This is a genomic window from Alteromonas sp. G4i35 (assembly GCF_054960375.1).
The window spans coordinates 117,437-142,818 of record NZ_JBHNZD010000014.1 but is presented as its reverse complement, the minus strand read 5'-3'; the positions used below and the strand labels follow the sequence as shown (position 1 = coordinate 142,818).

The 25,382-nt window shown below is 43.2% G+C and carries 22 protein-coding genes; 10 read left to right on the top strand and 12 right to left on the bottom strand.

All coding sequences use genetic code 11. The features are described from left to right. Position 1: 1 nt before the first annotated feature. Both ACFI6L_RS11055 and ACFI6L_RS11050 read right to left on the bottom strand, forming a co-directional pair. Positions 2-1,324, bottom strand: coding sequence for an O-antigen ligase family protein (locus ACFI6L_RS11055; protein WP_076011195.1), 1,323 nt, complete (start codon positions 1,322-1,324; stop codon positions 2-4). 2 nt (positions 1,325-1,326) lie between these two features. Further along, entirely contained in the window at positions 1,327-2,466 is a 1,140-nt protein-coding gene (locus ACFI6L_RS11050; protein WP_076011194.1) for a glycosyltransferase, read from the bottom strand. A gap of 335 nt (positions 2,467-2,801) precedes the next feature. On the opposite strand from ACFI6L_RS11050, the gene ACFI6L_RS11045 reads away from it, so the two are divergent. From ACFI6L_RS11045 to ACFI6L_RS11025, 5 genes are all read left to right on the top strand, one after another. Continuing rightward, the gene (locus tag ACFI6L_RS11045) at positions 2,802-3,530 is read left to right on the top strand and encodes a transglutaminase-like cysteine peptidase (protein ID WP_462573999.1); all 729 of its coding nucleotides are present in this window, start codon (positions 2,802-2,804) and stop codon (positions 3,528-3,530) included. After that, on the top strand, positions 3,530-5,467 hold the full coding sequence (locus ACFI6L_RS11040) for a bifunctional diguanylate cyclase/phosphodiesterase (protein ID WP_462573998.1): 1,938 nt from the start codon (positions 3,530-3,532) through the stop codon (positions 5,465-5,467). Before ACFI6L_RS11045 ends, ACFI6L_RS11040 begins: the two co-directional genes overlap by 1 nt. Before the next feature lie 118 nt (positions 5,468-5,585). Then, positions 5,586-6,155 (top strand): hypothetical protein, encoded by a 570-nt coding sequence (locus ACFI6L_RS11035; RefSeq protein WP_462573996.1) that lies wholly within the window; start codon positions 5,586-5,588, stop codon positions 6,153-6,155. 47 nt (positions 6,156-6,202) lie between these two features. Further along, positions 6,203-7,612: an O-antigen ligase family protein gene (locus ACFI6L_RS11030; RefSeq protein WP_462573995.1), complete on the top strand. Its 1,410-nt coding sequence runs from the start codon at positions 6,203-6,205 to the stop codon at positions 7,610-7,612. A 57-nt stretch (positions 7,613-7,669) separates the two neighbouring features. Next, positions 7,670-8,080: a hypothetical protein gene (locus ACFI6L_RS11025; RefSeq protein ID WP_014979008.1), complete on the top strand. Its 411-nt coding sequence runs from the start codon at positions 7,670-7,672 to the stop codon at positions 8,078-8,080. Between the two features lie 12 nt (positions 8,081-8,092). On the opposite strand, the gene ACFI6L_RS11020 is transcribed toward ACFI6L_RS11025, so the two are convergent. The 5 genes from ACFI6L_RS11020 to ACFI6L_RS11000 form a co-directional block, all read right to left on the bottom strand. Beyond that, positions 8,093-8,857, bottom strand: a complete 765-nt coding sequence (locus ACFI6L_RS11020; protein WP_462573994.1) for a VpsP family polysaccharide biosynthesis protein — start codon at positions 8,855-8,857, stop codon at positions 8,093-8,095. Continuing rightward, positions 8,854-9,588 (bottom strand): tyrosine-protein phosphatase, encoded by a 735-nt coding sequence (locus tag ACFI6L_RS11015; protein ID WP_462573993.1) that lies wholly within the window; start codon positions 9,586-9,588, stop codon positions 8,854-8,856. Before ACFI6L_RS11015 ends, ACFI6L_RS11020 begins: the two co-directional genes overlap by 4 nt. A gap of 9 nt (positions 9,589-9,597) precedes the next feature. Beyond that, positions 9,598-11,814 (bottom strand): GumC family protein, encoded by a 2,217-nt coding sequence (locus ACFI6L_RS11010; RefSeq protein ID WP_462573992.1) that lies wholly within the window; start codon positions 11,812-11,814, stop codon positions 9,598-9,600. Between the two features lie 24 nt (positions 11,815-11,838). Next, positions 11,839-12,300: a polysaccharide biosynthesis/export family protein gene (locus tag ACFI6L_RS11005; RefSeq protein ID WP_014949103.1), complete on the bottom strand. Its 462-nt coding sequence runs from the start codon at positions 12,298-12,300 to the stop codon at positions 11,839-11,841. Between the two features lie 83 nt (positions 12,301-12,383). Next, a complete protein-coding gene (locus tag ACFI6L_RS11000; protein WP_014998048.1) occupies positions 12,384-13,589 on the bottom strand; it encodes an outer membrane beta-barrel protein in 1,206 nt (401 codons plus the stop codon). Positions 13,590-14,272: 683 nt separating this feature from the next. Here ACFI6L_RS11000 and ACFI6L_RS10995 point away from each other — a divergent pair. Next, entirely contained in the window at positions 14,273-15,727 is a 1,455-nt protein-coding gene (locus ACFI6L_RS10995; protein ID WP_014979002.1) for an undecaprenyl-phosphate glucose phosphotransferase, read from the top strand. A 33-nt stretch (positions 15,728-15,760) separates the two neighbouring features. Beyond that, positions 15,761-17,170 carry a mannose-1-phosphate guanylyltransferase/mannose-6-phosphate isomerase gene (locus ACFI6L_RS10990; protein WP_462573991.1) on the top strand — a complete coding sequence of 470 codons (1,410 nt, stop codon included), beginning with the start codon at positions 15,761-15,763 and terminating at the stop codon, positions 17,168-17,170. Between the two features lie 133 nt (positions 17,171-17,303). Here ACFI6L_RS10990 and rplT read toward each other — a convergent pair whose 3' ends face one another. The 4 genes from rplT to thrS all read right to left on the bottom strand — a co-directional run bounded on the left by rplT (position 17,304) and on the right by thrS (position 20,562). Next, positions 17,304-17,660: a 50S ribosomal protein L20 gene (rplT, locus tag ACFI6L_RS10985; RefSeq protein ID WP_012518092.1), complete on the bottom strand. Its 357-nt coding sequence runs from the start codon at positions 17,658-17,660 to the stop codon at positions 17,304-17,306. Between the two features lie 18 nt (positions 17,661-17,678). Beyond that, positions 17,679-17,876, bottom strand: coding sequence for a 50S ribosomal protein L35 (gene rpmI / locus ACFI6L_RS10980; protein WP_012518091.1), 198 nt, complete (start codon positions 17,874-17,876; stop codon positions 17,679-17,681). 118 nt (positions 17,877-17,994) lie between these two features. Then, positions 17,995-18,534, bottom strand: a complete 540-nt coding sequence (gene infC / locus ACFI6L_RS10975) for a translation initiation factor IF-3 (RefSeq protein WP_071814473.1) — start codon at positions 18,532-18,534, stop codon at positions 17,995-17,997. Between the two features lie 111 nt (positions 18,535-18,645). Beyond that, positions 18,646-20,562 (bottom strand): threonine--tRNA ligase, encoded by a 1,917-nt coding sequence (thrS, locus tag ACFI6L_RS10970; protein WP_039230082.1) that lies wholly within the window; start codon positions 20,560-20,562, stop codon positions 18,646-18,648. Positions 20,563-20,999: 437 nt separating this feature from the next. Between thrS and ACFI6L_RS10965 the strand changes: the two genes are divergently transcribed. The 3 genes from ACFI6L_RS10965 (at position 21,000) to ACFI6L_RS10955 (ending at position 23,934) form a co-directional block, all read left to right on the top strand. Next, positions 21,000-21,884 (top strand): fructosamine kinase family protein, encoded by an 885-nt coding sequence (locus ACFI6L_RS10965; protein ID WP_462574007.1) that lies wholly within the window; start codon positions 21,000-21,002, stop codon positions 21,882-21,884. Between the two features lie 122 nt (positions 21,885-22,006). Next, positions 22,007-22,756, top strand: a complete 750-nt coding sequence (locus tag ACFI6L_RS10960) for a pteridine reductase (protein WP_110287947.1) — start codon at positions 22,007-22,009, stop codon at positions 22,754-22,756. Positions 22,757-22,836: 80 nt separating this feature from the next. Further along, positions 22,837-23,934: a DUF3080 family protein gene (locus tag ACFI6L_RS10955; protein WP_462574006.1), complete on the top strand. Its 1,098-nt coding sequence runs from the start codon at positions 22,837-22,839 to the stop codon at positions 23,932-23,934. A 153-nt stretch (positions 23,935-24,087) separates the two neighbouring features. Here ACFI6L_RS10955 and ACFI6L_RS10950 read toward each other — a convergent pair whose 3' ends face one another. Continuing rightward, the gene (locus ACFI6L_RS10950) at positions 24,088-25,338 is read right to left on the bottom strand and encodes a mechanosensitive ion channel family protein (protein ID WP_462573990.1); all 1,251 of its coding nucleotides are present in this window, start codon (positions 25,336-25,338) and stop codon (positions 24,088-24,090) included. Between the last annotated feature and the right edge of the window lie 44 nt (positions 25,339-25,382).

Genomic DNA, 25,382 nt, shown 5'->3' with positions numbered 1-25,382 from the left:
ACTAATCCCTTGTCGTTAAAAGTGCTAGCTGAGTTCTAAAGCTTAAGTGGGTTTTCGAAGGCTTTGTATTCCCTAAAGACACCCCAATCAGGATTGCAAAAAAGATTAACCCCTCTATGTTCCATAAAGGCATAGTTGCTAAATTCATTGTCAAAAAGCCAATTAGGGATAAAGGTAAAATTTTTGCCAACCGCTTGTCTGATACGTTTGCAGTTACAAACAGCGCATATAGACAGAGTAAAAGAAAAGACATTAGGCCAATGTAACCATACTCATAGAAGTAAGAAACGTAGGTATTGTGTGCATAATGCTTAAATACACCTTTCCAAGAGTCAGGGCCAAAGCCAATCATTTGTCGAAGCAGGTCTGAATTGGTAAGTGCGTTGATGTACTGACTCCACAGATAAACTCTAGAAGACATGATATCTTTTTCTGCTTCACTGAAATAAATCGGTGATTTAAATATCAAATCCAGGTTAGAAGCTAACGTACCTACATCCGCAAACCTTTCTCTTAAAGTAAAAGAAATGGCGACAAATACGAAAATAAGAAGCATGGAAACTATAGTCAAAACAGGCGCTTTTTGAGAAGGCTTGAGACGTTGCTCGACCAACGAGTAGTAAAATATTGCAGCTATGGGAAGGATAGTGAGTACAGCAGTTCGATAATTAACCAAGATCAGTAAGAAAACTGCGACTGTGAACAAGGTTGTTCGAAACTTTACTGCATTTCGCTCTGTTAAGCCTAACACAAATATGAAGCTCACAATGATCATCGAAAACGCCGCCTCATGGTTATAGCCTCCGATATAACTGGCTGAGCCGTCATTTTCTGTCGCCTTAACTTCACCAAGGGCGATAGACAAAACTTGTAAAGTAACCGGCATAAAAAAACAAACTAATAGTTTCTTAAACGTCTCACTGTGACCTTGGACTCTTACAGAAAGAAATATTGCGCCCGCTAAAACAAGAAAATAACACCATTTTACCAAGACATTAATGGTGCCCGGTATCTTTAAATTAATGAATCCACTGACAAATATTGTCAAAAATAAAAAATAGAAAGGTGCCAACTTTCTAAGCGCAAACACTTTGAGCGGGAGAAAGAATAGGCCCAAAGCAGCAATGCTAATGCTGCTTAAAGCATTAATGGAAAAACCCGCAACCAGTGAAGGGTACGTAATAGTATGAAATGCTGCTAAAAAAAACCTAAGCCAGATCGCGCAAATGGCGAACGCTAAGTATTTGTTACAGTTCCCAGTTATAGTGCGATACACCATAATGAAACTGATCAGGCCAACAACAACTTTTAACCCTTCGAACATGCTTATTTACAAACCTTATCGATTATCGCAATCACCTTTTCTTGGAAGGCATGGTAAGAGAATTGCTGCGCACAGACCTTACTCTTCATTGCATATGAGATGCGTACGCTCTTGTCTTCAAACAGTTTTAACGCGCTGCACACACCATTTATATTTTTCAATTCGCATAGGATACCGTTTTTTTCTTGGCTCGCACCAGACACATGATAAGGATACTTTTCAGCTATAATTTCAGCAGGCCCCGATTCACAATTAGTAGCGACTACAGCCTTCTCTAAACACATTGCTTCTACAATAGCGTTTGGAAACCCTTCAGCATTCGATGTGCTAATAAAATATTCAGCGCTTTTCACGTAAGGATATGGATTCGATTTAAATCCGAGGAAATGAACTTTGTTACCCACGCCGAGTTCGTTTGCCAGTTCTTTAAGCAATAATTCTTCATCACCCACGCCTAGAATAACTAGGTCTTCTGAAATATTCGCCTTTGCATACGCATTAATCAAAAGTGAGAAATTTTTGTTTTTTACTAATCGTCCAACACTGATGACATAGGGCGTTGATGGTAAATCTGAAACACCTTCCGCTGCCTGCCCCCTCAATTGCTCAATATCATAGGGATTATATAACACAGCGATTTTAGATTCCGGCACCGCATAATTTTGAATTAAGTCGGCTTTTACCCCTTCAGACACAGCAACTACACTATCGGCCTTATTGTAAAGCAATCTAACAAGCAGCCTACTTACGGTGTCTTTTAACCCACCTGAAAGGTGACTAGTAGTGTTGACCCGTTCACTGATGATGGATTTAAAACCCATCCGCCTGGAAAGTGAGACGTTTAGGAAGTTGCTGCGCGTGAGGAAACTAAACACATATTCTGGGTTGAGCTTTTGCAACACTGGCTTTAATTGTTGATAGCCCTTAATTAGGCTGCCCTGTGAATTCAGGACAGTCTTGTTGACGTACACGGGGCATTGATGAGACTCAGGGAGGTCATCTAAAAGGATGAGATGAACGGGAGTCTTTCTTTCTTTGAAATAAGGTTCCATTATGGTTAATAGCTTAACCATAACGCGTTCAGCGCCACCGCCTTCAAGTGAATTTATAATAAACACCGCTGGACGCGCTGAGTACTTCATGAAAGTTCCTTTTCGTTGTAATAAAGCTACAAACATTTGCAATAGTACAGGGGTTATCAATACCCGTACACGCTTGCTACCCTTTAAATTGAATCAAAGGCTCGAAATTATAGTGATTTTCTAGTGGCTTGTGTAAATACACCTTGTAATTAAGAAACACGAATTATGCCAATTATGATCACTTTTGAGTAAAAGATAATTCAGTTGAGCAAAAACCTTTTAAGTTATCACCAAGTTTGCCATCATTAACCTAATCACAGGTGAGTCAGCGTACACCGTTGTAGTGAAACATTTTTTACACTCACCTTAATCTATTGCATTTAAGTACCCACAGTTTGCACCAAAAAGAACGCTACGGCACGCGAACACAAAATTCAGCCACTCCACGCAGTTTAACTACTGCTGCACGTGTTGGCGCCGTTTTAGGATTTTGCGCCTGCTTTCTTACCTCTGGTGTTGCCCAGCAAAAGACGGTCTTTACTGAGCAGGTTTATCAGCGAATTGATATGGTGTATGGCAGCGATGCCGCTGAAGATGTTGCAGATTGGCGACAATTGATCGATGAATTACAGCATGAAGCGATTGATGAAAAACTCTATTCTATCAACCGTTTTTTTAACCGCTTTGATTTTGTGGATGATCTAGTTCACTGGAATGAGAAAGATTACTGGGCCACACCAATAGAGTTTATAGCCACCGGCGCCGGTGACTGTGAAGATTATACCATTGCGAAATATTTTTCACTGATTGAACTTGGGGTACCCGAAAGTCAGCTAAGGCTTATGTATGTTACGGCGTTAGAATTGCGCCAACCACATATGGTGTTAGCTTATTACAAAACGCCCACCTCAATACCGTTGGTTTTAGACAATATTAATAGACAAATTTTACCTGCAAATAAACGTAGAGACTTGTCCCCTATCTACAGTTTTAACGGTAATGGATTGTGGGCAGCAAAAGCAATGGGTACGGGCCGCAAATTGAGAGGAAGTGGCCCGATGAAAATGTGGGACGACATGGTAGAGCGACTAGAGCGCGTAATGTACGGAGATAAAGAAAAATAATGAGACTATCTACCCAATTAAGTACGAGCTTGGCCATATTTCTGGTCTTAGTGTTTGCTGGCTCTTTCATAATAAATGTTAAGCTAACTCGCGAGTATGTGAATGAGCAATTGGCGACTCACGCACAAGATACGGCAACGTCGCTAGGGCTTTCTATAACGCCTTATATTGGCGAGCCCAACGGAATAATTGTTGCAGAAACTATGGTAAATGCCATATTCGACAGAGGGTTCTATCAGTACATTACTGTCACTGACATGGAAGGCAACTTACTTATTGAACGCCAAAACCCACATACTCAAGATTCAGTGCCTACGTGGTTCACTAACCTAGTCGAAGTCACTCCACCTGTTCAACGTACAGAATTAAATGACGGCTGGACCCTTGCTGGAGAACTGACAGTTCAAAGCCATCCCGGGCTTGCAAACGAAACGCTTTATGAAAGCGTCAAGCAAAGTGCTTTTATGTTTTTCGCCGCATTTGTTGTAGCGTACATTGCGTTACTTTTCATTATTACTACTATTACAAAGCCACTGAGAATTGTGGTTCACAAGATTAACGACATTCAAAACCAAAAGTTCTCTCAAATAAACTACAAGCCGTTTACGCAAGAGCTTACGTTTATCACTCAAGCAGTGAATAAGTTATCCTCTTCTGTAGAAGGTATGTTTAAGGAACTCACTCAAAAAGCAGAGCATTTTAAAGCTCAAGCGTACGAAGACAGCCTGACGGGGGTTCAAAATAGAGGCGCATTTACCCGTCATATGAACGCTCTATTGAGCTCTACAGCCCACTCAATTGAAGGCTATTTGGTGATTGTGCGGTTGGCGCAACTTAATGCAATCAATACATCTCTTGGCGCCCAAGAAGGCGATAGCTACGTTACCTCTATAGCCAACATCCTCAAGCAATTTACTCACGAATCGGCAGAAACGACGCATTTATTTAGACTATCTGGCGCCGACTTTGCGCTAGTTACTGAAGCAGTATCTAAACGAGAATGTGCCGACCGAATTGGGAGACTCAGTGAAACCCTAGCTCTCAGCAACCCTTTGAAAGACGGTAACCGCTCAGTTTGGATGGGTGTGACACGATTTAGCGATGAGCAATCATTTTCCGAAATTATGGAAAATGCTGACAGTGCGCTTATGGCGGCAACTAAACAAGCCAGCGGATGGCAATTTGCCTCAGAACTTTCTCATATTCATAGCAATACAGCTTGGCGAGAGCGGTTAAATATTATCTTGAAGCAACAAAACGCAGATATTCTTATCCAGCCCATTATGAGTAGTGAAACAAACACCCCATCCTACTTTGAAGCTTTTGCTCGCTTTAAAGACAAGGAAAGTGGCAGTGTTATACCCATGTCTCAACTCATACCGGCGTCAGAACGTTTGAACCTGATCCCAGAAGTTGACAAATTGGTAGTGACCCTTGTTCTAAGAAAGCTTTCCCAAACCAAATGCGATGTAGCCATTAATATTGCAAACGCATCATTGGCGAGTGCTGATTTTAGGTCTTGGTTGGTGTCACAACTGAACCAAAATATCGCACTTTGCACTAAGTTGGTGTTTGAATTCGAGGACGCTGCGCTTATTCATTATAAAGATGACGCTATCTCTTTTTGTAAAACTCTGATGGAGTTGGGATGTCGCGTAACAATTGAACACTTTGGAGAAAATCTTGCATCACTTGCAGGGTTAAGAGCACTTCAGCCTCATTTCGTAAAAATTTCTGGAAAGCTTACAAAAGATATCCAAAGCGACAAAGACAATCAGTTGTTTGTAAGTAGCTTGTTGAGCATAGCACGCGGGTTAGGCATTAACGTTATTGCTGAGCTAGTTGAAAATGAAGAAGAGTCTGTGGCACTAACTCAACTGGACGTGGCTTATCAGCAGGGATTTTATTTTGCCAAGCCGACGCTTTGGCAACATTAAAAACCTTATCGAAAAGTCGTATAACAAAGTGAAGACCTAGCCAGTTTACTTGTTGTACAATATTACCAAGTGGTGCTAGCAAGAAGCTGGCTCAAGTTTATGAATAAAAGGATAAGCTATGCGTAGCAACGTTTTTTTATCTTTGTTTTTTGTTGTACTGTTCGCACTTTCTCCATTGTCGTCAGCGCAAGAAGGTACCATTCCTGGTATTCAAGTAAGAAACTTGCTGGTTACTGAACTTGAAAAAGGTACGGACATTCAAGGCGCATCTAACCAAGTAAGCGAAAAAGTAATTGATGAAGCTCTTTATTTTGATGCTTCAGGCACTGCCTATCTTGCCGAAAACCAGAAAGTGTTCGAGTCTCTAGTAGGTTTACTTAACGACAATGCTTCAGGATTTGAATTAGCAATAGCCGGGTTCGCGCAACTTCCCGATCAAGCACCTCAAGTCGTTACTATTACTATTCTGATGTTCCCTGATAGCGCCAGTGAAGTTTATAACATTGCTCTGCAAATGCAGGTAATAAGTGAAGAGGATGCATTGTTGGCCGTCATTAATGCTGGAATAGACCCAAGCACACTTACGGCGACAGCAGCGGGTGGAACCGGAAATACATTTTCTCCTCTTGGTGTCGGTACGGGTGCAGCAGGTGCCGGTGGTGGTGACACAACAATCTCGGCCAACTAGCCAATTTATAACTGCTTAAGCTTTAACTATTTATATTGTAGTTTTTTATGGTTAACGTTCTGAAAACCGAAAAGTTTCTTTTCGGTTTTCTTTTATTTACTCTGTTCTGGCTTCCGCTGTCTTTGGGTGCAAACCGTCCGTGGGCATGGGCACTGATGCAAATGTCAGTATTTTTTATTGGCGGAATGTTAGTGATTATCAGAGCCTCATTGCTATCTCAGCTTTATACAAGATACAAGCTGTTCGTTATTTTATGGCTCGCTTTTCTTGGGTGGCAGCTTATCAATATTGCCCCCCTCCCCCTTTCGCTTGTCGAAGTAATTCGGCCGGAGCGTGTCAGTCACCTTCTGGGCAATGGATTAGGTTTTCAAGAGAATATTACTTCAATGTGGCTATCTTTAAGCTTTGACGTCGGTCAAAGCGATGTCACCTTTTTTAAGTCCCTTGCTTATTGTTTTTTATTTTTTATCGCGCTAACCCTCATAAACTCGGCCGAGCGCTTAAGGTACACACTTATTGTTATTAGTGCCGCAGGTGTTTTTCAAGCTATTTATGGCTCACTGGAAGTCATGTCAGGCTTAAAGTATAGCTTGGTGTTCAAAGAGCCTGTATCACATATCGCAACAGGTAGCTTTATCTACAAAAATCATTACGCTAATTTTTTGATGCTTTGCTTAAGTGCAGCCATTGGGTATTTAATTGCACGTTTACACTTAGATGCTGACACCAGTAAACGTGAGAAACTCCGAAGGCTTGTACAGTTTTGGCTCAGCAACAAGGTGCTGTTTCGCATAGGCATTATTATCATGGTGATTGCCTTGGTTATGTCTCGCTCGCGAATGGGAAACAGCGCATTCTTTATCGCCATGACAGTAACAGCTACCCTCGGATTGATTTATTTCAAGCCTCGTCAAAAAAGCTATATCACTCTTTTCGTTAGTATGTTGATCATTGATATTTTGTTGGTGAGTAGCCTTTTTGGTCTTAAACAAGTGCAACAGCGTTTGGAGCAAACCAACCTAGCACAGGAAAGTCGGGACGAAGTAGTCCTCGATGCACTCCCTCTACTAAGCAAATATGGGCTGATTGGTACAGGCGGCGGTACTTTTTATACCATTTATCCCCAAGTTCAGAGTGAGAGTATTCAGCACTTTTACGACCATGCTCACAACGAGTACCTTCAATTCAGTATTGAGTTCGGCATCGTTGGTGCTTCACTTCTAGCGTTGCTGGTACTGTTGTGCTCTAAGAATGCCCTAAGCGCCATTAGACACAGACGCCATCCATTGCCTAGAGGTACCGCCTTTGCAAGTGTCATGGCTATCATAGGTATGGCATTACACAGTAGTGTGGATTTTCCCCTACAAGCCCCGGCAAATGCGGCTATATTTGTAGTTCTTCTAGCATTAGGCACGCTTAGTAGAGATATTTCGATGGGAAGGCAACCACGTAAATAGCAAAAGTTGCATGTTTACTAGCGTGTTTTTATCTTATCTCCTTTAAAAGGATCTTATGTGGTTTTAAAAATTAAACGCCCAGTTAGAGAAGAGCCTAACGTTCAGCACATGCTTGAACGCATGCCCAAAAAAGTAGCAGACTCATTCTCTGAAGAACAATTATCTCATTTGAATATCGCGCTGTCTGGAAGGCGTTGGGGGAATCACAAGATAGATGTTCGCGGTACAATCGGTATATTAAGAAGCCGCTACTATTTCGTTCTATTAGCAGGAAAAGATAAACGAGACTTATCTCGAACAGAAAGTCGGATTGGTAGAATTGCTATGGCTACAAGCGTTGTGCTGTTTTTCAGCGTGTCCTTGGGGTTAGGCTTAGTGCTGCTGTATATTCTTAAAAGCTGGCTAGGAATAAATCTATTCGAAGGGTTCTCATTGGGGCTTTGGGATTGGTTGAAAGGAAAGAGTTAATTGCGCAAGGCACTAATTATACGTTACACAGTTAGGTATACGCTTTCTAACAGGATAGCTTGAGTCATTCAACCACCGACATACTGTCTCAGTCACGTTATGCTGCTGAATCGCTTGTAAAACAAAGCTTCTGCTTAGCGGGTTTTGAATCCCTGCATCTAAGTGGCGTTTTAGTAAGTCTTTTACCTCTACGTAATGTAATGAACGTGCGACAAACATGTCTAACCCATACGCTACGACAAATTTATGCACAATCGCATCCTGTGGACCCACCTCAACCGCTCTTGCCAAATAGGCGTAGAAGGCGCTGTCTAACTCTCGCCGCTTCCATTTAACAGAAGCTAATCCTATCCAACTCCCGGCCCAATTAGGTCGAAGCTCAAGGCTCTTTTTGTAGGCGACAAACGCTTGATTCAAATTTTCAGGCGAATTAGAAGGAACTGTTTGAACGTCGCTAGGTACAGCTTCATCCTCTACGCTGAACGCCTTCCATTCATATAACTGACCCTGCATTTGGTAATAAAGTGCATTTTTAGGGAAATAGCTAAGCGCAATCTCTATTTTACCAAGAGCACGATCCACCTTAAATGCATTCACTAATTCTGGCTTTCTCTGCCATACATCAATGCTATTCTTAACGCTATAGTAGGCATTGCCCGCGATAAAAAGCTGTACACTCCATACAAAGCTCCATAACCCTATGAGTGCAATGATCCACTTAAGCCAAGCATCCATACTCGCCTTGTGTTGAAACTTAGCAATGTTTAGAAGCGTCATTGGGCATCTTTCTCAGGCGGAATACCCAATATTTCCGAGGGTCTTTTCAGGAAAACTTCCTCAGCCAAAGCTGTATCAAAATCGTAAACCACATCAAAGGCCCCTTTCATATCGTTAGGGCGTCGAATCGGGTCGTGGGTATCTGAAGCTACAACATGAAAGGCTCTGCGATGCATTAAACTTAACGCAAATTGCGCGACGTTGTCGCCAAAACGACCCGTAAGTGCACCTGCCGTAACTTGAAATAAACAACCTTGTCGCTGAAGCCAGCTAAACTTGGCTGGCTCAGCTAGCAACTCTCTGTTGCGCTCTGGATGTGCAATAAGGGGCTGCACGTTGTTGCGCAAGAGCCATTTTATTAAACTTTCAAGCCCTTGGGGAACGTGGCTATGAGGCATTTCAAGCAATAGGATTTTCTTGCCGTTTAGCTCACCAATAAAAGGTAATTCGCCCTGTTTATACCATATGGGAATAAGCTCATTTACTCTAACTTCCGCCGCGTAGGAAAGAGCGAGCGGAATTTCAGCTGCCTGAACAGCAGTCACAAGCTCGTCAAAAACAGGTTTAATTGTGCCGAGAGAATTGTCGAAGTAGCCTTTGTGTATATGCGGCGTGCAAACCATACGGCTGATACCACAGTCAACGGCTTGTTGAGCCATCTCTAAGGCAATATCTAGAGACCTGGCACCGTCGTCGATGCCAGGCAATATATGACTATGTAAATCTATCAATAAATACTATTAGCTGTCTTTATGACTCGTGTAACCATATTGGTCGTAGAATCCAGCATACCTTTGTGCCGCACCAGATTTGCGTAAGTCTACTTGATTTAGTACCACCCCATCAAGACGATGTCCGACTTGTAGGAAACGAGACAATCCATTGTTGATTAGTTTGTCGCTCGTGCTGTCCGCACGAACCACATAAATCACAGAATCACATGAGTTAGCAATCACCATAGAGTCACTGACCGCTTGAGTAGGAGCTGTATCAACAACAACATATTTGTATTGCGTTTTGAGCTGTTCGATAAGCTCGCCGAACCCCTTGTCGGCTAATAGCTCTTGTGGGTTTGATGGGATAGTTCCGGCGGTTAGGATATCGATTTTAGATTCTTCATCCTGCACCAAACACTCATCGAAGGTGTGAGACTTTAAGATGAGGTTGGCTACACCGGGCTGGTAATTTGGAATACCAAACTGCTTACCCACACTCGGGCGGCGTAAATCAGCATCAATCAGTATTGTTTTATCGAGCTGACCCAAGGCGAACGCTAAGTTGATTGAAACGGTTGTTTTGCCTTCTTTAGGCACGCTCGATGTGATCATTATAGCTTGCTGCTCTTTATCCAAATTCAGCAATGATAGACTTGTTCGAAGGGTACGCACCGATTCAGCAAATTGATGTTTTTTACCATCGAAGAACGAACGTATAGGTAAGTCTGTCTTTTTCTTATGCGGGAGCCACGGAATAAGACCGAGCATTCGCTGTCCAAGCTTACGCTCGACATCTTCAACTGAACGAATGCCGCTGTTTAGGGTTTCCATTGCAATAGCAAGAAAGACACCAAAACCTATGCTAAATACAAAAGCAGCACCTATTAGCAGCTTTGTATTGGGTTCAGAAGGCGTATATTTGGGTAGAGCAGCATCAAGCACTCGTGCATTTGCTGACTCGAAGCCACCTAACTCATCGGTTTCTTTTAATCGAGTAAAGAAAGAGTTGTAAAGCTGCTGGTTGATATCAACTTCGCGCTGAAGTGCTCTGCGTTGGTTATCTAGAGCAGACAGAGAACGAAACTCTGCTTTTGCTTGCGCGACTTCTTGCTCCAGTTGCGCAACGCGATCTTCTGACACTTCATATTGCGTTGTAATGCTTGTAATTAAATCCCTTATTTGGCTGCTTAATGTTTCGCGAATAGACGTCAGTTCGGCATTTGCAGCGATCATTCGAGGGTGCTTAGGTCCATAAACCTTGCTGAGCTCGCTTACACGAGTCATAGCTTTAGCTTCATCACGTCGAACATCTCTGATAGTGGGATGGTTCAGCACTTCAGGAAGACGAGCGATGTCATCTAACGATACATCATTACGAGTTTGTTTGTAGATAACCGCGTTAAGCTTAAGTGCGGTTTGCGCATCAAGTAGCTGCTTGCTCAATTGTTCTAGTTCGTCAGCCGCAAGACCCACCACCCCATCAATATTGACGACTTGATTCTGTTCATAGAACTTGGCGAGATTGCGCTCAGCCACAGTAAGCTTTTGCTTAAGTCCTTCAAGGCTGTCTGTTAGGAATGACGTTGCCTTAGCGGTCATATCTAGCTTTGCCTGAAGGTAGTTTTCAATATAAACGTCTGCGACTGCGTTGGCCAATTCTGCTGAAAGCGTGGGTGATTCCGTAGTAATGGTAATTCTCATCACTTGCGTGTTATCTACCATTTCAACGGTTAAAGCGCTCATCAACAGTGACGTAGCTTTACGTTTCTTTGCAGCTAAAATTTGCTCTTCAGTTAGCTCAGTGGGTTTTTCCTGTGGTAGAAACGGTAAAGTTTCGATGAGGCTAGCTTTAAGTTCATCAAACAACGTGGGGCCTTCATCATCCGGCATGAATTCTTCGTTGTTATACAGTGATAAGCTTTCAACGGTCCGCTCTGCAATTTGACGAGATTGCAGTATTTCAAACTGCGTTTGCATATAGTCCTTGCGCTTTGTATCAAGGCCGTATACTTCTTCAATAGAAACAACATTTGCTTTTTCAGCTTCTACCAAAATAGTTGTAGTAGAGGTAAACATCGGCGTCATTCGCATTACTAGCAATGCCACTAAAATTGTGAATGCAATTGCTAATGAAACAATTCGAAATGCGTAACGCTTTATAATTCCTAAGTAATGAGCAATGTCGATGGTCTCATTTTCAAACACACCAGCATTGAACTCTTCCCTGCCATTTACTGCCATTTTATTTCCTGCACGCTACGTAATTTAGAAGAAACGCTGATTGATAGTAATAATATCACCAGGCTGGATCATATCGCTGACGGTTACAGTGAACTCGTTAGTTCTGCCATCCTTTTCACGAATAATGGTGATTTTGTCTCGCGCTGCGCGCTCTGTGTACCCACCCGCTAATGCTGCGGCTTTGTTTACCGAAAGCCCGGGTTGATAAGGATAACCACCTGGCCTTTTTACTTCACCATCGATAAAAAATGGCCGGTACTCAACAATTGCCACTGAAACAGAGGGGTTTACTAAATAATCTCCAAGCAACCCGTCGTAGATTTTCTTTTCTACCTCGTCAGCGGTCAAACCAACCAGTTTGATTTCTCCCAAAAAAGGATAATTAATTGTGCCTACATCAGGCAGACGGACTTCCATAGAAAGATCGTCTTGCCCAAAAACACTTATCTTTATTCTGTCACCAGAACCAAGTTGATACTGACTCATGCTTAAGTTTCCCTCTTGGGCGAAGGAAATTGAACTGAACACGAGTAGGAATAAAATCGAAGCTAAACTAATTGCCTTCTGTCTCACAATGTTACCTCAGCAGTCACGCCAACGACGCTTTTATCGTATCCGATAGTTTCTCGGTTACTATCGCGGTCGGTGAATTGATAGTAAGTACTGAATTTTAGCCACCTACGCGCTTGGTAATTTAAAGCCGCAGAGTAATTCATCAGCTCATCATCTCTATTATCAATATCAACCTCATTAAACACATACTCGTCGTTTTGCTGAGTAACACTAAAAGAAGTGCTTAAGCGCTCAAGCCAATCATGATTCCAACGAACACTATAATTTTGACCTCGGATAAAGTCACCTTCACCATTTGTTTCAAATGTGTCTGCGCTTGTTGAAATTCTGAAGGTTGTATAACTGACTGGTTGCCAGTCAATGCCAACCTCCCAGTCCGTACCATAGAAGGTACCGCGAGCTTGGTTGTCGAAATCTTTTTCCTTGTAGCCTACTTTCGCAAATCCCGTTGTCGCGGCCGTGCTTTCCCACACAACACCAACCAGGACGCGCGTTTCGTCACTGTCACGTGTAACAAAATTCAATTGTTCATCATACCTAACATAGGTCTTGGTTACGTCTAGTACGGCTCTTGTGGCGGAGCCTACTTGATAGCCAAACTCTCCGCCCACCATGGTTTTTACCCTGTCACGGATTAAGTAGGCGTCCTCAGACCTATCATAGTCGAGAGCCTGTCGACGTGTTTTGAGAGTTATTAGGCCGTCGGAGGTAACAGCACCGTAAGAATATTCAGCAGAAAGGTTCGAGCTTTTATAGGTATCCGGCGTCGAAATATCTAATCCAGTACCGATTGAAAAACCGGTACCGCGATCTTCGTGACCATCTTCGTACTGGGCGAGCGCGCTCACTCGATGTCGACTATTCAGCTCGAAGTTCCCAGAAGCTTCAACAAAGTGATCGGTATAATCGTCGTTGTCACTGGAGAAGTAAACGCCACGCTCTAACCGATACCCTATTTGAACAGGGTTTCCGTCCACTTGAGTGGCCGCTATTAGTTCCGGCGATAAGATAGTACGCCAGCTGTAAATCTTTCTTTGATTGTCGCGTGCATTCGCTACGTTATCTACATACGCCATCGAAGATGTAAACGAAGGGATCAAATCAAATTGCCCAGCTTGAATTCGACCTGCCTCTTGGGCATTGAGGGTCGGTGTGGCGCAAATTACCGACATCGCTAGAATGCTCTTGGTCCTTATTAACATGTTATTTCCTTCCTACGATGGCTTGGGTGTATTAAAACGGTGCAAAATTATCACTATAGCCTTTTTCCTAAAACTCTTGAAAAAGCGCTATAAACAGCGAAACAGATAGATCACGTGTAATTATTACAAAGCAATTAAAGCTAGTACCTTAATAGTTCACTGCTCTACAGAATTCAGCAATACGCGTGCCGCTTTTGCTGACACGCGCTTTATACATCAATGTTACAGCGCTCGCGCAAACGGTTTTAAGTGCTATATTTTTTGTGTCACCAATGAGATAGCTAAGTATTGCAAGTTATACCTCGGTATTATTGCAGCCATGTGTACACGACCATTACTGTGATACTTGCTATCTTACTTATATTGCCCATGAGAAGCGCTAGCGCTATATTCTACGCATTTTGCACCAAATTAGAACGCTGTGAAGTTTGATTTTGTAATAAAATTACAATGTCCATATAATATCGTAACACTAGAGCGGTTAAGCTTTAGAATTGATCAATTTCATCGTGAATGTAATCAGCACGTTGTAACGTCTTATCCTAAAGCTTTTTAAAGTGGGCATAATACTTGCCTAATTTCTATTAGTTGTCTTCGCTATTCTTCTTAATTCATGGCTTGGCTTGTTTATGTTGTCATTAGCTTTGGCTACAGGCTTCACTTTTCACTTAGAGATTACTTAAATGGACAATAGAGTAGAATCTAACAAAGCACTTAAAGCTCATCCGGTAGAGCCTAATACAAATGGTGGTTTGGTAGTAAGGAATCAGAGTGGTTTTTCTACCTTCTACAGGCTCATCGATCTTTCGTTGGTGACAATTCTGTATTATTCATCAGCAGCGTATTACGGTACCCAGATAGACACCACCAGCTTAATTCTTCTTTTTGTAAATGTTATCTGCTTTCAAATCTCAGCAGAAGGTGTTGAGCTATATCGTTCGTGGCGTGGACACAGAACCCCTGAAATGCTTAGAGCTGCGGCAATTACTTGGACACTGAGTGTTTTAGGTACGATGTCGATGGGATACTTTTTTGTACAAGAAATTAAAACACCACCTCCGGCCATATTGTTGTGGTTTGCCTCCTCTTTTGTTGTCTTGATTCTGTGGCGTTACATCATGAGGAAATTTCTATTTCAAATTCGTAAAAGTGGTCTGAATACACGCCGCTCTATTATCATTGGTGCTACTCATTTAGGTGCGAATGTAGCGCTTCAGATACAACAGAACGAGCATTTAGGTATTCGTTTTAACGGTATATACGACGATAGAGAAGCAGAGCGCTTGCCGCATGAAATGCAAGGTGCGGTGCTTGGCAATATTGATGCCGCAATAGAAATGGCAAAGCGAAACGAGGTTGATTATATCTACATTGCACTACCTATGAGTGCAGAGAACCGTATTCGTGCAATTCTCGAACAATGCAGCGATACCACAGCTAACGTTTATGTTATTCCAAATTTCTTTATGTATAACCTGCTAAACGCTCGCTGGCAAACCGTTGGAAATGTACAGGCTCTCAGTGTTTACGACACTCCGTTCCAAGGCGCAAGTGATCTGCTGAAACGACTAGAGGATGTGGTATTAAGTAGTATAATCTTGATGCTAATTTCCATCCCTATGCTAGCTATCGCCCTTGCGGTTAAGCTAACTTCTAAGGGACCAGTCATTTTTAAACAAAAGCGCTATGGGCTCGATGGAAAGCAAATAACTGTCTATAAATTCCGTTCTATGACGACGCAAGATAACGGCGCCGTTGTGAAACAGGCAACGAAAAACGACGCTCGCTTAACCAAGATAGGTGGATTTCTAAGACGCACGTCGTTAGATGAGCTTCCTCAGTTTATTAACGTCTTACAAGGTCGCATGTCTATTGTCGGTCCTCGCCCGCATGCTGTGGCGCATAACGAGGAATACCGGAAAATCATTACGGGTTATATGCTTCGTCATAAAGTAAAACCTGGTATCACCGGCTGGGCACAAGTGAACGGCTTGCGCGGCGAAACGGAAACAACAAACAAAATGGTCCAGCGTGTTGAGTATGATTTGGACTACATACACCGATGGTCTATTTGGTTTGATATCAAAATTGTGTTTATGACTGTTTTCAATGGCTTCGTAAACAAAAACGCGTATTAGAAATACACTAATTCAAGAAAAGGACATCAGTTTATGAAACCTGTTGTATTGGCTGGCGGCACTGGTAGCCGCCTTTGGCCAAAGTCTCGCGCCGCTCTTCCAAAACAGTTTTTGTCGCTTACATCCAACAGCACGATGCTTCAAGATACAGTCACTCGACTTAATGGAACAAATGCCGAGCCTCCTGTATTTATATGTAACGATGCACATAGGTTTTTAGTTGCTGAGCAGCTTCGTAAAAAAAATATTGAACATGACGGTATTTTATTAGAGCCAGCGGGGCGAAACACTGCGCCAGCGATAGCACTTGCGGCATTACATGCCACAAAAACTGGGAATGACCCTGTTCTTCTTGTGCTCGCTGCAGATCATTTAATAAAAGACCAAGAGGCTTTCCACAGTGCTATTGTTAAAGCTGAGGCCCTAGCGAATGAAGGGAAGCTTGTCACATTCGGAATAGTCCCCGATAAGCCACATACAGGTTATGGTTATATTAAAGCGGGAAAAGTACTAAACGTTGGGTTTGAGGTCGCTGACTTTGTAGAAAAGCCACAACCTGAAACCGCTAAACAGTATGTTGAATCAGGAGATTTCTTCTGGAATAGCGGAATGTTCATGTTTAAGGCAAGCCGTTATATTGAGGAGTTGGGTAAATATAACCCCGAAATGTTAGAAGTGTGTCGACGAGCAATCGAAACTGAAGCGCCTGATTTAGACTTTATTCGCGTAGATTCTGAGATATTTTCCACGTGCCCTGATGACTCTATTGACTATGCTGTGATGGAGAAAACTGATAGTGCAGCGATGGTGCCTTTGGATGCCGGGTGGAGTGATGTAGGAAGCTGGACATCACTCTGGGAAACCGCAGATAAAGATGAAGACGGTAACGTTTGTGTAGGTGATACCATCTTAGAAAAGACCCGAAATAGCTATGTAAATGCAGAGCAACGCCTAGTTTCAGTAATAGGCTTAGAAGACGTTATTGTAGTTGAAACTAAAGATGCTGTTATGGTCGCGCATAAAGATGATGCGCAAAGTATAAAGAACGTAGTAAATAAATTAAAAGCAGAAAAGCGCCCTGAATTCGAATTTCACCGTGAAGTTTTCCGTCCCTGGGGCAGCTACGATTCAATTGATAACGGCGCCCGTTTTCAAGTTAAACGCATTACTGTTAAGCCGGGTGAAAAACTATCGGTTCAAATGCACCACCACCGCGCCGAACACTGGATAGTAGTTTCAGGCAGCGCCAATGTCACCATTGACGACAATACTAAATTGGTAACAGAGAACGAGTCTGTTTACATTCCTATTGGAGCAGTACACGCTTTAGAAAACCCTGGGAAAATTCCTCTAGAGCTCATAGAGGTGCAATCAGGCGCATACCTTGGTGAGGATGACATAGTTAGGTTTTCCGACCGCTACGGCCGTGTTGACAAGAAATAAGAGTACTTCACACTAAGATAATGAATACAAGCAGAGCTTCGGTTCTGCTTTTTTCTCTTTACCCCAAAAACGAAAAAAGGCGAGCATCCTGCTCGCCTTTTTCCGAAAGAACTTAAACTTAATTAGTTAATAATTAAGCTAATGCGCCTTTAGCCGCTTCGACTAGTGCGCTGAAAGCTGCTTTGTCATGTACTGCGATGTCGGCAAGGATCTTACGATCGATTTCAACAGACGCTTTCTTCAAACCGTTAATGAAACGGCTGTATGACATACCATTTTGACGAGCAGCAGCATTGATACGTGCAATCCATAGTTGACGGAATTGACGCTTGCGCTGACGACGGTCACGGTAAGCATATTGACCAGCTTTAGTTACAGCTTGTACCGCTACGCGATATACACGTGAACGTGCGCCGTAATAACCTTTTGCCTGCTTGAGGACTTTTTTGTGACGAGCACGTGCGATAGTGCCGCGTTTTACTCTAGCCATTAATCAGTCTCCTAAGTCTTATACGTAAGGCAACATGCGCTGAACCAATTTGGTATCAGAGTCATGAACCAGTTTTTTGCCACGAAGGTGACGTTTACGCTTAGAGCTCTTCTTAGTCAGAATGTGACGTAAGTGAGACTGTTTGCTTTTAAAGCGGCCAGAACCCGTTTTCTTAAAACGTTTGGCGGCACCGCTTACAGTTTTCATTTTAGGCATTGCTAAAACTCCGCATTGTTTGATATCGGTATTTTTCGTGTTGCAGTCACTTCATACCGGTTAATGTTTAGCAGCAAGGTGTTTAAGGGTGCAGATTCCTTAAAACTTTAGACCGTTACTACTTCTTATTTGGGGCTAGCACCATGATCATCTGACGGCCTTCCACACGACGTGGGAAAGACTCGCATGTAGCGATATCTTCTAAATCGGTTTTAACGCGGTTTAGTAGATCGATACCGATGTCTTGGTGCGCCATTTCACGACCGCGGAAGCGGATCGTAACTTTGGCTTTATCACCACCTTCAAGAAAGCGACGCAGGTTGCGCAGTTTGACCTGGTAATCGCCTTCATCAGTGCCAGGGCGAAATTTAATCTCCTTGACCTGAATTTGCTTCTGTTTTTTCTTCTGCTCTTTTTGAGCTTTACTTTTTTCGAAGAGGAATTTGCCATAGTCCATAACTTTACAGACTGGCGGCTCGGCATTCGGACTGATTTCTACTAGATCTAGGCCCGCTTCTTCTGCGTTACGAGTAGCTTCTGCTAGAGAAACCACACCAACCTGTTCACCGTCTTTGCCAATTAATCTTACTTCTCTGGCTTTAATCTCATCGTTAATGCGGGCTTTATCGCCCTGAGCCTTGTTGTTAGCGCCTTTAATGTGCTATTCCTCCAAACATTTAATTCTTTTGTCTGCTTTTGGGAGGTCGATTGACCTAAAGTAAAACCAAAAGCAGACACCTTAATTGTGCATTATACACAATTTGCTCAACTACTTAATCGTCTTTTCAACAACTTCTTGTTGAGCCATGGCAATAAAGTCTTCCAGGCGCATTTTGCCTAGGTCGTCGCCGCGACGAGAGCGTACTGCTACTTCGCCTGCTTCCATTTCTTTATCGCCCACAACTAGCATATACGGAATACGCTTCAATGTGTGCTCGCGGATTTTAAAGCCGATCTTCTCATTTCGCAAGTCAGACTTTGCTCTAAAACCTAATTCTTGCAGTTTTTTTACACAATCTGAGGCATATTCAGCTTGTTTGTCGGTAATATTCATTACCACAACCTGCTGAGGTGCCAACCAGAGTGGGAAGAAACCTGCAAATTCTTCGGTCAAAATTCCAATGAAGCGTTCTAGTGACCCCAAAATAGCGCGGTGAATCATAACCGGCACTTTGCGTTCGCCATCTTCTGCTACATAAGTAGAGCCCAAGCGACCTGGCATTGAGAAATCTAGCTGTACGGTACCGCACTGCCATGCACGGTCTAAGCAATCGTGCAGCGTAAACTCAATTTTCGGTCCGTAGAACGCACCTTCTCCAGGCTGATAATCGAATTCGATGTCATTGGCTTTAAGTGCATCTGCAAGCGCAGCTTCTGATTTGTCCCAAATCTCGTCAGCACCTACGCGCTTTTCTGGGCGAGTAGACAGCTTAACTTTAATATTTTCGAAACCAAACGCAGCGTATGTCTCGTACACCATCTTAATACAGCCACTCACCTCTTCTAGGATCTGTTCTTCAGTACAGAAAATGTGAGCATCGTCTTGCGTAAAGCCACGAACTCGCATTAAGCCGTGTAGTGCGCCCGATGGTTCATTACGGTGACAGCAGCCGAACTCAGCCATACGAAGAGGCAGGTCGCGGTACGATTTCAAACCTTGATTGAAAATTTGTACGTGGCCTGGGCAGTTCATTGGCTTAACGGCATATTCACGCTTTTCAGATTCAGTCGTAAACATGTTTTCAGCGTATTTGTCCCAGTGACCTGACTTTTCCCAAAGCGAGCGGTCCATCATTAATGGGCCTTTTACTTCGTCGTAACCGTATTCGCGTAGTTTCTTACGCACGTAGCTTTCAAGCTCGGTATAAATTGACCAACCGTCGTTGTGCCAAAACACCATGCCTGGCGCTTCTTCTTGCCAATGGAAAAGGTTTAGAGCTTTACCAATTTTACGGTGGTCACGCTTTTCAGCTTCTTCTAAGCGCTGTAAGTAAGATTTAAGCTGCTTCTTATCTGCCCACGCAGTACCGTAAATACGCTGAAGCATTTTGTTGTCGCTATCGCCACGCCAGTAAGCACCTGCCACTTTCATCAGTTTGAAGTGATGGCAGAACTTCATGTTTGGCACGTGAGGGCCTCGACACATATCTGTGTATTCTTCGTGGTGATACAGTGCTGGGCGGTCGTCCTTGCTGATGTTCTCATCAAGAATTTCCATTTTGTAGCTTTCACCGCGCGCTTCAAATGCATCGCGTGCTTCTTGCCAGCTAACTTTGTTCTTAACCACGTCGTAATTAGTTTTAGCCAGTTCAAGCATACGCTTTTCTAGTTTAGCTAAATCTTCCTGGGTTAGACTTTCTTCCATATCAACATCGTAGTAGAAACCGTTGTCAATAACAGGGCCGATAGCCATTTTGGTGTTAGGCCAAAGTTGTTTGATAGCGTGACCTAACAAGTGCGCGCAACTGTGACGAAGAATTTCTAAACCTTCATCGTCTTTTGCAGTAATAATTTGAAGTTGTGCGTCCGCGTCAATCATATCAACGGCGTCAACTAACTCACCGTTTACTTTTCCTGCAATGGTTGCTTTGGCTAAACCAGGGCCAATATCATTTGCAACATCTAGTACAGAAACAGCGTTATCGAAAGCGCGTTGGCTTCCATCAGGAAGGGTAATTACAGGCATTTTAATTCCTTTACAGTGGTGACGCCTACTCTGCGCCACATGCATATTTTTGAAAATTTAATCGTGCTTTATAGCACTCGAAACTTGCTTTATTTGAAGCAGCATAAAAATACAGCGCATTGGTACTGCAAAACTGCATACGCGTCGAACTTACTGAGTTTTCTCAGTATTAAAGCAAGTTGTGGATTATAACCAGTGTAGGGGCAACTTCAATATCGAAAAGCCTTTATTGGCTAATTTGTGAAGGTTTGATTTCGTTTAGGAAGATTTTGAGTAGGAATTTATGCATTTCACCGTTTTTATCCCATACTTTAGTGTAAGGCGATAAAGGTTGCTGGACCGGCTCTTCGCTGGTGTTCTAGTGTGCCATAGGAAAGTAGTCACTCAACACTCCAATCGCCTTGAAAAAAAGCATGAAAACAAGCAGAGCGTGCAATATGTGGCATTTTATCAGCGAGCATATTTCAGATGAAACCCAGCAGTTTTTTAGCTGCCAAAAAGCCGAACGAGTAAGTGGCGGAGATACACACGAAAGTCACATCATAAAAGATACGACCCATCGCTACTTTGTTAAAACCCGCAAATATGATGATACTCAGCAATTATCTCATGAAGCCGAAGGACTAGCGGCCATCGCTAACACGCAAACCATTGCTACCCCGCGAGTCATTTGCCATGGAATTACAGCCAATGAAACGCCCAATATGGAATATTTGGTACTTTCTCACGTTCGATTTATTGAACCTACTGAAAATGACTATTTCATTTTAGGGCAGCAACTCGCTGCACTTCATGCGGTTAACGCCTACACCAGCTATGGATGGCCGCATGACAATTACATTGGTGCCAGTGTACAAACCAATGGAAGAATGGCGTCTTGGGCTGACTTTTTTGCAGAAAAACGGATTGGTAGCATGCTAGAACGCTTGGCATCAATTGGTACATGGAAAAGCGGAGATGGCAATATAGACGATGTTGTTACTCGAGTAAGACATCTCTTGAGCTTACATCAACCCCACCCTTCACTACTTCATGGCGATTTGTGGGCGGGCAATGCAGGCTTTAATAAAAAAGGACCGGTGTTATTTGACCCCGCTGTGTATGTTGGCGATGCGGAAACCGACCTTGCCATGGCCGAATTGTTTGGTGGCTTTCCCCAATCATTCTTTGAGGGCTACCATCAACACACTCCAATTGAAAAAAATTACCCATTAAGAAAACCAATTTACCAGCTTTACCATATTTTAAATCACGGGTTATTATTCGGCGCGCATTACATTACGCAAGCCAAACAAATAATAGATGACATTTACAAGCGTTGATGTAACAAACAAATTCGCTTGCATTTGTTGCCCATCAGCCGTTTTACCTGCGGATTAAGAAAGAAAGCACCGCAAACTGTAAATAGATATAAGTCGATTTAAAATAGAGAGTAGCTTTTATTATGACAAACTCAGGCCCTGTAGCACTCATTACCGGGGCAGCAAAGCGAATTGGCGCCGCCATGGCGTGTCAGCTTCATAGCGAAGGCTATCGCGTTATTATCCATTATGGGCATTCTAAAGACGAGGCACTTGCACTGGCTGAAAAGCTAAATAGTCAGCGGGAGGACTCTGCTACCTGTCTTCAAGCCAACCTTTGTAATTCAGACGAAGTAAGTGCACTTGGGCAGCGAGCATTAGGCATTTGGGGTCAGATAAACGTTTTAGTAAATAATGCTTCTAGTTTTTACCCCACTCCGGTGGGCGAAATTTCAGAAGACGACTGGATATCTCTGATAGGCAGTAACGTGAAGGGGCCATTGTTTTTGTCACAAGCATTGGCACCAGCATTAGCGGTAAGTAAAGGCTGCATTATCAATATGGTCGACATGCATATTGACCGTCCACTCCCCAAACACAGTGTTTACCTCATTGCTAAATCCGGTCTTGCCTCACTAACCCAATCGTTAGCTATAGACTTAGCCCCCAACGTTCGCGTAAATGGTATTGCGCCAGGAGCAATTTTGTGGCCAGAACGGGAAATGGACGAGGACGAAAAAGACAAACTGATATCGAGTATTCCACTGGGTGAACTAGGTACACCAAATGACATTGCTAAAACATTGTCGTTCTTGGCATCGGCCCCTTACATCACTGGACAAATCATTTATGTCGATGGCGGGCGCGGACTTCATACTGGTGCCTCCGCGTGAATATTTCCCAAGCGAAACCATGGCACCTAAAAGTTTCGCAACTAAGAAACGCTTGCCGCGCTGGTGTCATCAGTGTTGCCATGTTTGCTTTGCTAGGCTGTTTTGGCGGTAGTACCGTAAAGCAAAGCATTGACGATTACGCCGCACGACTCTCGCGTGTACTCGATACGCCCCTCCCCGATTCGTTTAACGATAAGATTACCACCCCGCTTCCCAAACTTGCTGACTCCGCCACGCTTAAACACGCTATTGAGGGCGTGAGTATAAACATGCGTGAGTTTTATGCGCTGCAAGATTGTGAGCTGGGCACTGTAGTTGCCGAACGCAATACGTCGCTAGGAAAAAGTCAGCTGCCATCACAGCGGCTTGTTTATGAGAGCAAGCTGCTTACTGTACTCAAAAGCTGTGAAGCAGCGCTCACGAAAGAAAACGAGTCTAACAAGAGAAACGCGGCACTGGCAGCTACCATCGCATCGTGGCGTGAACAAAAGACACAAGAATACAGTAAAACGTGGGCAAACCTAGTCCAAGGGAGCCAAGAGTTGCGTCTGGCGCTTAATACACCTGAACGTCTTTTCTCAGTTGAGAATAATAAAGACGCACTTTCTAGCGTAAACGCGCTTTATTATATTAACAACTTAAGTAACAAAGAATTGCTCTTGAGCGATGTGTATTCTTCCAATACAGCATCGAGCGATACAGAAACAGAGGCTACGAATGAAAATAATAGTGAGAAGATTATTGAGAGCAGCGAGCTTGAACAACAGCTAAAAATTATACGCTCAGCCAGGTTACCCGCTACACTTTGGCATACACAACAAACCTTAACGCAAAACCTCTCATTGCTTACGGATATGCTTGAAACCGAGCTTGATGCTGTAAGCTGCCCAGAAGGTCGCGCCAGCGACAAAGCAAAAATATTGCGTAATGTATTCTATCTTTTCTTTATTGAGGAAATACAACCTGTAGGAAGTTTGGTAAATCAATACCATTACAAACTAGCGCCATTATGGGAAGACTGGCTTGCGCAGCCGTCGCTGCACGAGGAATTCAAACGCTACATCAGGCAACAGTCACAAGACGGATTCAATCAATACAGCAGCGTCATGAAAGCGCATGTCAACTTATGGCAAGGATTCCTTGGTAGATGTAATCTATCGCCCGTCGCGCCTGTTTAATAGCGCGACGAGCAAATCCACCAGCCCAGCTTTTGCTGAACATCTCCTCACCTCTGGCCAGCTTTGCTGTAGCACGTTCAATATGTTCGTTTCCCTTCTAGATTCCAAAAGAGGGCAAATTAGCTATTCCAATAAGACTTTACATAACAAACGCTAAAGAATATTTTCTCCTGCTTCCGGATCTCTCGAATTCCGAGCCTGCTCACGTATTTCATGAGCTTCGGAAGACACATCATCATTAATTTTCGATTCTTGTGGGCGCGAATTTCCAGCCCCTTTAGCACTTGATCTTTCGTTTCTATTTTCTGTGGCTCCACTACTCTTTTCGCTATCCAAGCTTTTTACGTTCTTTTGGCCTGTTGTTATTTCACTTAACTCATTTGCTTCATTTTCAGAAGGGCGAGCGCTTGAAGCGTCTTTCTCGGAAGCCTGGTAAATATGCATACCCTCAGGGAAAATGCGCTCTCTCGCATCATCAGGCATACTGATATTCGCCTCTAAGAAGGCTTGGGTGATTTTACGCATCAGCACCGACGCCATTTTTAGTACACTCGTTTTCTCTACATCCACCCAAAAATAAACCTTGATGTTGTAGGTCGAGGGGCCTAATTCGTCGATAAGAATTTGCGGTTCAGGGTCGATTAACACGTTGTCTTGTGCTGACGTAATTTCTTGCGCCATCTGCTGTGCGTGTTGTATGTCAGCATCGTAACCCACGCCAATAACAAACTGACCACGCATTAGCGGGTTGGCCGTAAGGTTTTTGATTACCCCTTTGTAAATAGTCGCGTTAGGTATTTGAATATGGTTGCCGTCAAAATCCACCAGTGTAGTCGCACGTGCCGTAACTTTCTGAATGATGCCGGTGAAATCGTTGATTTGTACGATATCCCCTATTCTAAAGGGGCGTTGAATAGTAAGCAGTAGGCTTGAAATAAAGTTCTCGGCGATGTCGCGAAAGGCGAAACCAAGAATAAGCCCCACCACACCTGTACCACTCACCACCGCGATTGCAAAACCAGTGAGCCCAGCTAAGAACAAAAATAGATAAATACCGAGTAAAATTAAGACTAAACTGACACTTCTTTGAATGACTGAGCGCAGCAGTGGAGATGTGGTCGTACGGGTTAACGGTTTAACTAAAACCTTGGCAATATGTGGCGCTAAAAGGATAAACGCCGCCATGATAACTAAACCTAGCGCCAACCCCGGTAAACGATAAACAAAGTTCTCCCAAAGCTGAGAGAGTAGCGACTGTGCACTTGATAAACTGCTTATTGCGCCACCTTCGTCACTTTGTTGAAGCAAAGTTTGTATAAAAGGTTCGCTGTCGGTTTGCGAGAAAGAAAGCCCCGCTCGCTTATTTAAAATAGAGGGTTGTAATATTTGTTGCGCACTGAACATCACCTCACTCCTTGGCGTTCATGTGTTTCGGTTTTTAATATAAA